Origin of the sequence: Kitasatospora sp. NPDC101447 (assembly GCF_044767225.1) — a bacterium.
Lineage (GTDB): Bacteria > Actinomycetota > Actinomycetes > Streptomycetales > Streptomycetaceae > Kitasatospora.
The window spans coordinates 79,058-90,636 of sequence record NZ_JBIWNL010000012.1; the positions used below are offsets into that span (position 1 = coordinate 79,058).

The 11,579-nt window shown below is 71.6% G+C and carries 8 protein-coding genes; 4 read left to right on the top strand and 4 right to left on the bottom strand.

Annotated elements, in window-relative coordinates:
- Positions 1 to 3: 3 nt before the first annotated feature.
- Both sdhA and ACIRST_RS19035 read left to right on the top strand, forming a co-directional pair.
- Positions 4 to 1,746, top strand: a complete 1,743-nt coding sequence (gene sdhA, locus ACIRST_RS19030) for a succinate dehydrogenase flavoprotein subunit (RefSeq protein ID WP_350519985.1) — start codon at positions 4 to 6, stop codon at positions 1,744 to 1,746.
- A complete protein-coding gene (locus tag ACIRST_RS19035; protein ID WP_350519984.1) occupies positions 1,746 to 2,519 on the top strand; it encodes a succinate dehydrogenase iron-sulfur subunit in 774 nt (257 codons plus the stop codon). Before sdhA ends, ACIRST_RS19035 begins: the two co-directional genes overlap by 1 nt.
- A 72-nt stretch (positions 2,520 to 2,591) precedes the next feature.
- Here ACIRST_RS19035 and ACIRST_RS19040 read toward each other — a convergent pair whose 3' ends face one another.
- Both ACIRST_RS19040 and ACIRST_RS19045 read right to left on the bottom strand, forming a co-directional pair.
- A complete protein-coding gene (locus ACIRST_RS19040) occupies positions 2,592 to 3,887 on the bottom strand; it encodes a hypothetical protein (RefSeq protein WP_402803187.1) in 1,296 nt (431 codons plus the stop codon).
- Positions 3,888 to 3,982: 95 nt separating this feature from the next.
- Entirely contained in the window at positions 3,983 to 4,240 is a 258-nt protein-coding gene (locus tag ACIRST_RS19045) for an SCO4848 family membrane protein (RefSeq protein ID WP_030059128.1), read from the bottom strand.
- 141 nt (positions 4,241 to 4,381) lie between these two features.
- Here ACIRST_RS19045 and ACIRST_RS19050 point away from each other — a divergent pair, with 141 nt between their 5' ends.
- The gene (locus ACIRST_RS19050) at positions 4,382 to 5,578 is read left to right on the top strand and encodes a D-alanyl-D-alanine carboxypeptidase family protein (protein WP_402803188.1); all 1,197 of its coding nucleotides are present in this window, start codon (positions 4,382 to 4,384) and stop codon (positions 5,576 to 5,578) included.
- A gap of 27 nt (positions 5,579 to 5,605) precedes the next feature.
- On the opposite strand, the gene ACIRST_RS19055 is transcribed toward ACIRST_RS19050, so the two are convergent.
- Complete coding sequence (locus ACIRST_RS19055) at positions 5,606 to 6,604, bottom strand: YhjD/YihY/BrkB family envelope integrity protein (protein WP_350519981.1); 999 nt, start codon at positions 6,602 to 6,604, stop codon at positions 5,606 to 5,608.
- A gap of 149 nt (positions 6,605 to 6,753) precedes the next feature.
- Complete coding sequence (locus ACIRST_RS19060) at positions 6,754 to 7,752, bottom strand: glycosyltransferase family 2 protein (RefSeq protein WP_402803189.1); 999 nt, start codon at positions 7,750 to 7,752, stop codon at positions 6,754 to 6,756.
- A 135-nt stretch (positions 7,753 to 7,887) separates the two neighbouring features.
- On the opposite strand from ACIRST_RS19060, the gene ACIRST_RS19065 reads away from it, so the two are divergent.
- Entirely contained in the window at positions 7,888 to 11,460 is a 3,573-nt protein-coding gene (locus ACIRST_RS19065) for a CDP-glycerol glycerophosphotransferase family protein (protein ID WP_350519979.1), read from the top strand.
- Positions 11,461 to 11,579: the final 119 nt, after the last annotated feature.

Sequence of the window (11,579 nt, forward strand, 5' to 3'; positions counted from 1 at the left end):
CCCATGCAGATTCACCAGTACGACACCGTCATCGTCGGCGCCGGCGGCGCCGGCATGCGCGCGGCCATCGAGTCCACGCAGCGCACCCGCACCGCCGTCCTCACCAAGCTCTACCCGACCCGGTCCCACACCGGCGCGGCCCAGGGCGGCATGTGCGCCGCCCTGGCCAACGTCGAGGAGGACAACTGGGAGTGGCACACCTTCGACACGGTCAAGGGTGGTGACTACCTGGTCGACCAGGACGCCGCCGAGATCATGTGCAAGGAGGCCATCGACGCCGTCCTCGACCTGGAGAAGATGGGCCTGCCCTTCTCCCGCACCGAGCAGGGCCGCATCGACCAGCGCCGCTTCGGCGGTCACTCGCGCAACCACGGCGAGGCCCCGGTCCGCCGCTCGTGCTACGCGGCCGACCGCACCGGCCACATGATCCTCCAGACGCTGTTCCAGAACTGCGTCAAGCACGGCGTCGAGTTTTTCAACGAGTTCTACGTCCTCGACCTGCTGATCAACGACGGCAAGACCGCCGGCGTCGTCGCCTACGAGCTGGCCACCGGCGAGATCCACGTCTTCCAGGCCAAGTCCGTCGTGTTCGCCTCCGGCGGCACCGGCAAGTTCTTCAAGGTCTCCTCCAACGCCCACACCCTCACCGGTGACGGCCAGGCCCTGGTCTACCGCCGCGGCCTGCCGCTGGAGGACATGGAGTTCTTCCAGTTCCACCCGACGGGCATCTGGCGCATGGGCATCCTGCTCACCGAGGGCGCCCGCGGCGAGGGCGGCATCCTGCGCAACAAGGACGGCGAGCGCTTCATGGAGCGCTACGCCCCCGTCATGAAGGACCTCGCGTCCCGTGACGTCTGCTCCCGCGCGATCTACACCGAGATCCGCGAAGGCCGCGGCTGCGGTCCGGACGGCGACCACGTCTACCTGGACCTCACCCACCTGCCGCCGGAGCAGCTGGACGCCAAGCTCCCGGACATCACCGAGTTCGCGCGCACCTACCTCGGCATCGAGCCCTACACGGACCCGATCCCGATCCAGCCCACCGCGCACTACGCCATGGGCGGCATCCCGACCAACGTCGAGGGTGAGGTCCTGCGCAACAACACCGACATCGTCCCGGGCCTGTACGCGGCCGGCGAGGTCGCCTGCGTGTCCGTGCACGGCGCCAACCGCCTGGGCACCAACTCGCTGCTGGACATCAACGTGTTCGGCCGTCGCGCGGGCATCGCCGCCGCCGACTACGCCAACGCGCACGAGTTCGTCGAGCTGCCCGAGAACCCGGCCGAGAAGGTCCAGGCCCTGGTCGACGGCCTGCGCGAGGGCACCGGCACCGAGTCCGTGGCGCAGATCCGCAAGGAGCTGCAGGAGTCCATGGACGCCAACGCCATGGTGTACCGCACCGGCGCCACCCTGAAGCAGGCGGTCGAGGACATCGCCGCGCTGAAGGAGCGCTACAAGAACGTCTCCATCCAGGACAAGGGCTTCCGTTACAACACGGACCTCCTGGAGGCCGTCGAGCTGGGCAACCTGCTCGACCTGGCCGAGGTGCTGGCCGTCTCCGCGCTGGCCCGCGAGGAGTCCCGCGGCGGTCACTACCGCGAGGACTTCCCGACCCGTGACGACGTCAAGTTCATGCAGCACACCATGGCGTACCAGGAGGTCGCCGCCGACGGCAGCACCTCCATCCGCCTCGACTACAAGCCGGTCGTGACGACCCGCTACCAGCCGATGGAGCGTAAGTACTGATGAGCACTCCGACTGTGGAGAAGCACTCGGCCGCTCTGGACGCGGTCGAGGCCGGTGGCACGCAGCTGATCACCGTCACCTTCCGGATCCGCCGGTTCAACCCGGAGGAGCACCCGGACCCGGTGTGGGTCGACTACCAGCTGGAGATGGACCCGAAGGAGCGCGTCCTGGACGCGCTCAACAAGATCAAGTGGGAGCAGGACGGCACCCTCACCTACCGCCGTTCCTGCGCGCACGGCATCTGCGGCTCCGACGCCATGCGGATCAACGGCCGCAACCGGCTGGCGTGCAAGACCCTGGTCAAGGACGTCGACCCGGAGAAGCCGATCACGATCGAGGCCATCAAGGGCCTGACGGTCCTCAAGGACCTGGTCGTGGACATGGACCCGTTCTTCCAGGCGTACAAGGACGTCATGCCGTTCCTCATCACCAAGGGGAACGAGCCGACCCGCGAGCGCCTGCAGTCCGCTGAGGACCGCGAGCGCTTCGACGACACCACCAAGTGCATCCTGTGCGCCGCGTGCACGTCGTCCTGCCCGGTGTTCTGGAACGACGGCCAGTACTTCGGCCCGGCCGCCATCGTCAACGCGCACCGCTTCATCTTCGACTCGCGCGACGAGGGTGCCGAGCAGCGCCTGGAGATCCTCAACGACCGTGAGGGCGTGTGGCGCTGCCGCACCACCTTCAACTGCTCCGAGGCCTGCCCGCGTGGCATCGAGGTCACCAAGGCGATCCAGGAAGTGAAGCGGGCGCTGGTCACCCGCCGCTTCTGATCCCCGCCTGACAGCCCGGAGGCCCCCGCCCGATCCCCGGATCGGGCGGGGGCCTCCGGCGTTCGCCGGGCCCTAACGCAGGGCGCCGAGGTCCTTCGGCGCGGACCAGCCGCCGAAGGTCATCAGGTGCCGGTCCGCGGTGACGGCCCACAGGTCGGGCCTGCCGTCCCCGTCCCCGTCGCCCGAACTCCCGAGCGTCGGGTAGGCGGCGGTGGTGAAGCCGGTGGCGACCACGTGCCCGGACGGGTCGGCGAGGGCGGAGAAGTCGAGGGTGCCGTCGGCCTTCTTCGGGACCGGGTACGCGTGCAGCTCGCCGGTGGCCCGGTCACGCGCCCACAGGGCGAGGTCGCCGGCCGCGTCGGGGCCGGGGGCGATCAGGTCGTAGCCGCTCCAGGCACCGGAGGTGGTGAGCTTGCGGGCCTGCTGGTAGCCGTAGGCGAAGTCGCCCCCGGAGTGCAGCCAGAGGTTGCCGCCCTCCAGGGTCACCAGCGAGGGCTCGGTGCCCCCGTCGACCGGACCGAAGGCGACCAGCTGGTCGGCCTTGGACCAGTCCTTGGCGAAGTCCGCCGGGCAGGCCACGACCGCCGCGGTGTCGTCCACGCACTCGGTGGAACGGTCCGCGCCCGTCCACGTCTGGCCGAAGGAGCCGTAGTCGACGTTCCGGTACAGGTAGAGGTAGCCCTGGCCGGGCTTGTGGACGAAGAAGTCGTCCGCCGACGGTGCGTGGTCGTTCGACCAGCCGCGGTGCGCGACCTGGTACGACGCCCAGCCCGTCCGGTCGGGCGCGACGGCCGCCCGGACCGTCGAACCGGGCACGGTGCCGGTGGCGTTCACGCCGATGTACTGGAGGTTGCCCTGGGCGTCCGGCACCAGGATGTCCGCGACGCCGTCCCCGTCGACGTCGCCGAGAGTCCTCGGCGGGTTCGGGTTCGAGGGGGCGTAGAAGGTGTAGCCCGCCCGGCCGACGTTGCCGGCGTGGTCCGTCACCTCGACGGTGAGGGTGTTGGTGCCCCAGTTCAGGACCTGGAGGTTCAGCGTGACCGTGCCGTCGCCGTCCGGCCGGACGGCGCCCGGTCCGTCGCAGCCGGAGGAGACGCCGAGGTAGTCCCAGCCGTACCGGACGCACGCGACCCCGGAGGCCGTCCCGCCGGGCGGGGCCGGGTCGGCGGTCCTCAGGACGAAGGTCCCCTTCTGCCCCGCGTACCTGGTGGCCGGGCCGCCCGCCGGGAAGTCGGGCGAGGAGACGGTGACGGTCGGACTCGTGGTGTCCGGCGCGGTGTCGGCCATCGCAGCGGGAGCGGCGATCAGGCCGGCGACCACCGTCGCCGCGGCCGACCACCCGAGCCTGCGGGTGTGTCGAAGTGTCATGGAGATTTCCCACCCCTGTGTCTGCAGATCTTTTCGATACGTGCACGAGCGGTGGGGATCCTGCCAGCAGGCACTGACAGCGGCAACGGGAATTCTCAGTCGGTGGCCGGGGTGCGGCGGGTGGCGCGCAGGCCGCGGAGGCCGATGGTGCCGACGGCGATGCCGAGGGCGAAGGAGGTGACGGCGAGGAGGAGGTGGACCCAGAAGAAGGCGGTGGGCTGGGAGTGGTCGCCGTTGGTGAAGGCCTGGCCGCCGGAGTCCTTCCACAGGTTCTTGACGAAGGTGGTCCAGATGATGATCGACCAGACCCCGAAGGCGGTCAGGAACCAGGAGGTGCGGCGGCTGAGCTTCATGGGAGGTCCTCGGCGGGGGTGTGAAGAGGGTGTGCGTCCCCAGTATGCGCGGGCCGCCGATCGGCGTACGGTGGGCCCCTCCTGCGGAGGACGGGCCCGGAGTGGCGGACGTCCGGGGCCCGGAATGGGTACGGTCTGCTGGTGCCCACTCCCCGTCACACGTTCGCACGCCTGTGCGCCGCGGTCACCGCGGCCCTCCCGGTCCTGCTCGCCGCCCCGGCGGCGGTCGCGGCCCCGCAGCAGCCCCCGTCGGCCGCGGTCGGCGGCGAGCGGCTGGGGAACCCCGGGGTCCAGGTGGCCCCGCTGGCGGGTGCCCCGGCGCTGCCGAGCGGTCTCACCGGCCAGTCCTGGATAGTCTCCGACGCGACGTCGGGCGAGGTGCTGGCGTCCTACAACCCGCACCTCAAGCTGCCCCCCGCGAGCACCCTGAAGATCCTCTTCGCGGACACCGTGCTGCCCAAGTTCGACCGCAACGCGGTGCACCGGGTCGCCGACGAGGAGATCCAGGGGATCGGCGCCGGCAGCAGCCTGGTCGGCATCAAGGAGAACCTGGAGTACCGGGTCGAGGACCTGTGGCGCGGGGTGTTCCTGAGCTCGGGCAACGACGCCGTGCACGTCCTGTCGCACATGAACGGCGGCATCCCGCAGACGGTCGCCGAGATGCAGGCGCGCGCCGAGGCGCTGCAGGCGAAGGACACCAGGGTGGTCTCCCCGGACGGCTACGACATGGACGGCCAGGTCTCCTCGGCCTACGACCTGTCGCTGTTCGCCCGGGCCGGCCTGCGCAACACGGACTTCCGGATGTACTGCGCCACCCGGGACGCGATGTTCCCGGGCGCCGTGGACAAGAACACCGGCCAGCGCGGCAGCTTCGGGATCGCCAACACCGACCGGCTGCTGGGCAAGTACCCCGGGCTGATCGGGGTGAAGAACGGCACCACCACCAACGCCGGCTCGACCTTCGTCGGCGCCGCCGAGCGCGACGGCCGCACCCTGCTGGTGACGGTGATGCACCCGGCGAGCTACCAGAAGGTGTACGACGAGACGGCCGCCCTGCTGGACTGGGGCTTCGCCGCGGCCGGCAAGGTCCAGCCGGTCGGCAAGCTGGTCGACGAGGCCCCGCCCGGCGGCGACGAGCCGGCCGGCCAGGCCGGCGGCACGGCCGGCACGCCCGCGCCGCCGCCGCACCCCTCCCCCACCGCCGCCGCGCCCGCCGCGGCCCCCGCGCCGGCCGGGGACGACGGGCTCGGCCTCGTCGGCTGGGCGGCCGTCGTGGTGGCCGGGGCCGGGGCCGGGTACGGCGCTCTGGTCCTGCGACGGCGCCGCTCCGCCGGCTGACCACCCGTCGGACGGCCCGGCCCGGCCTCAGTCCCGGGGCCGGGCCCCGCCGTTCCCGGCGGCCTTCTCCGCCTGCGCCCGGGCCTTCCCGGCCCGGGCCTCGGCCCGCTCCTCGGCCTGCGCCTGCGCCTTGTCGGCCGCCTCCAGCAGCGCCCGTCCGTGCGCCCTGGTCCGTTCCCGGGCGGCCTCCGGGTCGGCCGTCGCCGTCCAGGCCACGCAGTACATCAGCAGCCGGCAGACGAAGTTGATCCACAGCAGCAGCGCGACCGGGGTGGCGAAGGCCCCGTACAGGCTCCGCCCGGCGACCGAGCCGAGGTAGGAGGCGAGCAGGATCTTCAACAGTTCGAAGCCGACCGCGCCGATCAGCGCGCCCCGCAGGACGTCCCGGCGGCGCTGGCCGGTGATCCCGGGGAACGGCGCCAGCAGGTAGGCGAACAGCAGGGTGTCGCACCCTATGGCGATCAGCACGCCGACGCCGGTCAGCAGGTAGCCGCTGCCGAGGCCGATCGCCTCGGCGATCCGCCCGGCCAGGGTCGTCCCGGCGGCGGAGGCGGCGAGGGAGAACAGCGACACCAGGCCGAGGCCGCCCAGCACCACGACGTCCCAGGCCTTGCGCAGCACCGCGTTGCCCTCGTCGTCGGGCAGCTGCCACAGGTCCCGGATCGAGGTGCGCATGGTGTCCACCCAGCCGAGCCCGGAGATCAGCAGCAGCGCCCCGCTGACCAGTCCGACCGTGCCCGCGCTGGCCACCAGGGACGGCAGGTCGAGCGCGTCCGAGATGCCCGGCAACTGGTCGGAGATGCGCTCCTGCAGGTCGTGCACCCGGCTGTCGCTGAGGGTCGCGACGGCGATCGCCAGGCCCACCGTGAGCAGCGGGAACAGGGCCAGGAAGCCGAAGAAGGTGACGGCGCCGGCCAGCCGGTTGCCGCGGGCCGCGGAGAAGTACTCGTACACCCGGTACGCCCGGGTGCGCAGCACCCTGGAGACGAGCGGGCCGATGACCGGAAGGCGGGTCAGGAAGTCCACCCGACCGGTTATACCGGCCCGTCCCCCGAACGGCCGTCAGGCACGGGGCCGGCTCAGGGTTTCCGGGTGTTCCGGGTGCCGTGGGTGTCCCGGATGTCCCGGATGTCCCGGGTGTCCCGGGTGTCCCGGGTGCCCCGGGTGCCCCGGCTCTACCGCCTGACCAGCCGGCGGGCCTTGGCCACCGCGCGGACGGCCTGGTAGGCGGCGTAGCGGCCGTTGCCGAGCAGTTCGGTGCGCAGGCCGTCCACGCCGGCCGGCGGGCGGTAGCCGGCCGGACGCAGCCGGGCGCAGTGCGCGGCGGCGCGGTGGAAGTAGTCGCGGCGGTCGCCGGGCGGGACCCTCCCGGGCTTGGAGACCACGGTGTTGAGGTGGTGCAGCATCCGGCCGTAGACGACCGGGCGCCAGTGGTCCAGGTCGGGGCGGCGGTCGAGGAAGGCGAAGACCAGGTCGTACTGGGCGAAGACGTCGAAGTGCTTGCGGCTGGCGGTCGCCAGGATGTTGCCGCCCTCCTGGCGCTGGCGGTAGTGCACGCCGACCAGGTCGAGCAGGGTGATCCGGCCCGCGGCGAGCAGCGCCGGGTACGTCCAGGGGGTGTCCTCGTAGTAGCCGGCCGGGAAGACCAGCTGCTGCGCGGTGATGAAGTCGCGGCGGTAGGCCTTGTTCCAGACGACCTGGAGCAGGTCGAGCAGGTCGGGGCGGGCGTCGAGGTCGAAGACGTCCGGGGAGGCGGCGCCGAAGACGTGCGCGGAGGCGGCCCGGGTGATCCGGCCGTCGGCGTACGTGCGGGCGTAGTCGTAGACCAGGACGTCCGGGTCGTCGGTGGCGGTGAGCCGCTCGTCGACGGCCTTGAGCAGGCCCGGGGTGAGGGTGTCGTCGCTGTCGAGGAAGACCACGTAGTCCCCGGCGGCGACCTCCAGGCCGGCGTTGCGGGCCCGGCCGAGGCCGACGTTCTCCGGCAGGTGCAGCACCCGGACCCGGGGGTCGGCCGCAGCGGCCTCGTCCAGCATCGCTCCGCAGCCGTCCGGGGAGCGGTCGTCCACCGCGATCAGTTCGAAGTCGGGCCCGTCCTGGCCGAGGACCGAGTCGAGGCACTCGGCGAGGTAGTCCTGGACCTGGTACACGGGGACGATGACGCTGAAGCGGGGCACGGGGCCCAGCGTAGTGGCCCCCGGGGAGGCCCCGGCCCCGGAGGTAGGATCGGGACGCACGTACGCACCGTTCGAAGTGCGGTCAGGCCCCCAACGGGCTGCCTCGCTCCTTCCCCAGAAAGGCCTGCGTAGCCGATGGCTCCCCGCCTCTCCATCGTCGTTCCGATCTACAACGTCGAGCGTTATCTCGTCGAGTGCCTCGACTCGATCGCCGCCCAGACCTTCACGGACTTCGAGTGCGTCATGGTCGACGACGGGTCGAAGGACGACAGCGCGGCGCTCGCCGAGGCGTACGCGGCCAAGGACTCGCGCTTCCGGCTGGTCCGCCAGGTGAACAAGGGCCTCGGCGCGGCCCGCAACACCGGTATCCGGCACATCGACCCGGACGCCGAGTTCCTGTGCTTCGTGGACAGCGACGACTCGATGCCGCCGAGCGCGTACGAGCTGATGATCAACACGCTGGAGGAGACCGGCTCGGACTTCTGCACCGGCAACGTGCTGCGTTTCCGTGCCGTGGGCTACTACCAGTCCGGCGGTCACGTGAAGCCGTTCAAGGAGACCAGGCTCAAGACCCACATCACCGAGGTCCCGGCGCTGGTCACCGACCGCACCGCGTGGAACAAGGTGTACCGCCGCTCGTTCTTCGACGCGGCCGACCTGCTCTACCCCGAGGGCATCCTGTACGAGGACGCGCCGGTCAGCGTCCCGCACCACTACCTCGCCAAGAGCGTGGACGTGCTCTCCGAGCCGATCTACCACTGGCGCGAGCGCGAGGTCGGCGAGATGTCGATCACGCAGATGCGCACCAACCCGAAGGGCCTGATCGACCGCGTCGCCTCGGTCGAGCTGGTCCGCGGCTGGCTGAAGAAGCAGACCGAGCCGCGCTTCGCCCAGTACCTGCAGTCCTACGACGAGAACACCCTCGTCGAGGAGATCCCGATGTTCTTCTGGTCCGTCGTGGACGGCGACAAGGAGTACCGGGACGCCTACGTCCAGCACGTCAGCCGGCTGCTCCGGGCGATCGGCCCCGAGCAGGTCCGCAAGCTGCGCGCGCCGTTGCGGCTGAAGTTCCACCTGACCCTCGCGGGCCGGGTGGACGAGCTGGTCGAGCAGATCAAGTACGAGGGCGAGAGCGGCGGCGGCGTCCAGGCGCGCGGTCTGCTGCGCCCGTACGCCGACTACCCGTTCCTGCGCGGCGGGCGCAAGAGCGTGCCGTCCGGCGTGCTCAAGCTGGACAACTCGCTGGTCATGCGCAGCCGGCTGTACGAGAGCGCCTGGGTGGGCGGGAAGCTGCAGCTGACCGGGCACGCGTACCCGGAGCAGCTGGGCGCGGCCAACAAGCACGACATGGTCCGCACCCTGGTGGTGCGCGAGACCAAGGGCCGCCGGGTGCTCGCGGTCCCGATGAAGACCACGTACAGCCCCGAGGCCACCGCGAGCTGCAACCACGACCTGTACAGCTGCGACTGGTCCGGCTTCACCGTCTCGCTCGACCCGAAGAAGCTCAAGCACCGCGGCCAGTGGAAGGACGGCCACTGGCGCCTCCTGGTCGCCGGTGCGGGCAAGGGCGGGGTGTACAAGGGCCGGATCTCGGCCGGCTGGAGCGACACCGCGCAGTACGTGCCGTCGCACTGGGTCGAGCCGGACGTGCGGATCGTGCCGTGGGTCCGGGACAACTTCGTCTTCCTGCGGGTGGAGACGGTCAAGGCGCGGGTGACCGGCCTGGCCGCGCACGCCGGCCGGGTGGAGGTCTCGGGCGCGGCCCGGTCCGGCCCGAGCTTCGCCGGGGCGCTGCTGCGGCTCACCCACGTCGAGTCGGACCGCACCGTGGACGTCCCGCTGGAGCTGGGCGCGCCGGTCGGCTCATTGCAGCCCTTCACCGCCTCCTTCCCGACCGCCGAGCTGACCGCCGTCCGCGAGGCCTGGGCCGAGCTGGACCCGATCGCCGACGAGCGCGCCCGCGACCGCTGGGACACCGCGCTGCTGCTGGCCGACGGCAGTGTCGTCCCGGTGGCCTGGGACGAGCGCAACGCGCCCGAGCAGCTGCACGTGCCGCTGAACCCGCAGGCCCCGGCCGGCCTGCGCCGCTCGCTCTACTCCAAGCCCTCCCCGGGCGGCTACCTGCAGTTCTCCGACCAGCTGCTGCAGCCGCTGGTGGACGAGGTGTCCGCGCGCGGCGCCGACGGCTTCCTGCTCAGCGGCTCGTTCCCGCTGCCCGGCGCGCACCGCTGGGAGCTGGTGGTCCGTCACCACTGGCGCGAGGAGGAGCACGTCTATCCGGTGGAGATCTCGGAGGGCCGCTTCCGCACCGCGCTGCCCGCCGTGCCGACGGCCTCCTTCGCCGGCCGGGTGCCGTTCGCCAAGGGCACCTGGGACGTCTACTTCCGCCAGGTCGGCGCGCCGGTCGAGAAGCTGTCCGACGCCTCCGCGCAGGTGACCCCGGTCTGCTTCGCCGCGCTGCCGCTGGAGGTAGAGTCCCGCGGCAAGCGGATCGTGCTGGAGCGCCGCTACCACGACGGCCTGTCGCTGGAGTCGCACGCGGCGCTGCTGCCCGAGGAGCGGTCCGGCTACCGCCAGCGCCAGCTGCGCAGCGCGGACTACCCGGCCGCCCGTCGGCTTCCGGTGCGCGACACGGTGCTGTACAACGCCGGCAACGGCAGCATGTACGCCGACTCGCCGCGGGCCGTCCACGAGGAGCTGGTCCGCCGCGGCCTGGCGCTGGAGCACCTGTGGGGCAGCGACGACATGCAGGTCGAGCTGCCGCAGAGCGCGACGGCCGTCCGGCTGTGGAGCCCGGAGTGGTTCGAGGCGCTGGCGACCGCCAAGTACATCGTCACCAGCACCCACCTGCCCGACTTCTTCGTCCGCCGCCCCGGCCAGGTGGTCCTGCAGACCTGGCAGGGCACCCCGCTGAAGCAGGTCGGCTTCGACTTCGAGAAGGTCTGGTTCACCGACTCCAACTACCTCAAGGGCCTGGCCCGGGAGGTGCCGAACTGGAACCTGCTGGTGGCGGGCAACCGCTGGTCGGCTCCGGTGCTGCGGCGCGCCTTCGACTTCAAGGGCGAGATCCTGGAGAGCGGTGCGCCCCGCAACGACCTGCTGTTCGCGGCCGACCGGGAGAAGACCGCCGAGCAGGTCCGGGAGCGGCTCGGCCTGCCCGAGGGCAAGAAGGTCGTGCTCTACGCGCCGACCTGGCGCGAGGACCGTCGCCGGCCGCAGGGCGGCTACCAGATCGACCTGCGGATCGACCTGGAGGCGGCCAAGGCCGCGCTCGGCGACGACCAGGTGCTGCTGGTGCGCCGGCACAACGTGATGTGCGGCCAGATCCCGGGCGCCGGCAACGGCTACATCTGGGACGTCGGCAGCTACCCCGACATGGCGGAGCTGCTGCTGATCGCCGACGTGCTGGTGACCGACTACTCGGCGAGCGTGTTCGACTTCGCGTCGACCGGCAAGCCGATGTTCTTCTTCACCCACGACCTGGAGCACTACCGGGACAACCTGCGCGGATTCAGCCTGGACTTCGAGGCCGAGGCGCCCGGCCCGCTGCTGGCCACCTCCGAGGAGCTGGTCGCCGCGCTCGGCCGGATGGACGAGGTAGCCGCCGAGTACGCGGACAAGGCCGCCGCGTTCCGTGAGGCGTACTGCGACCTGGACGACGGCCAGGCCGCCGCCCGGGTGGTCGACGCGATGCTCCGTACGGAGTAGTCACCGCGAACGGTCCTGGAGGCGCCCGACACCACCCGTGTCGGGCGCCCCCGCGGTTTACCGGAGACCCCCGGCCGCGGCAACCCCCGAACCACCCCGAACCCACGGGACCACCGGAC

Bases quoted from the DNA above. Each gene is read 5' to 3' on its own strand.
- ACIRST_RS19035 (WP_350519984.1), top strand. From the start codon at position 1,746: ATGAGCACTCCGACTGTGGAGAAGCACTCGGCCGCTCTGGACGCGGTC.
- ACIRST_RS19045 (WP_030059128.1), bottom strand. From the start codon at position 4,240: ATGAAGCTCAGCCGCCGCACCTCCTGGTTCCTGACCGCCTTCGGGGTC.
- ACIRST_RS19065 (WP_350519979.1), top strand. From the start codon at position 7,888: ATGGCTCCCCGCCTCTCCATCGTCGTTCCGATCTACAACGTCGAGCGT.
- sdhA (WP_350519985.1), top strand. From the start codon at position 4: ATGCAGATTCACCAGTACGACACCGTCATCGTCGGCGCCGGCGGCGCC.
- ACIRST_RS19040 (WP_402803187.1), bottom strand. From the start codon at position 3,887: ATGACACTTCGACACACCCGCAGGCTCGGGTGGTCGGCCGCGGCGACG.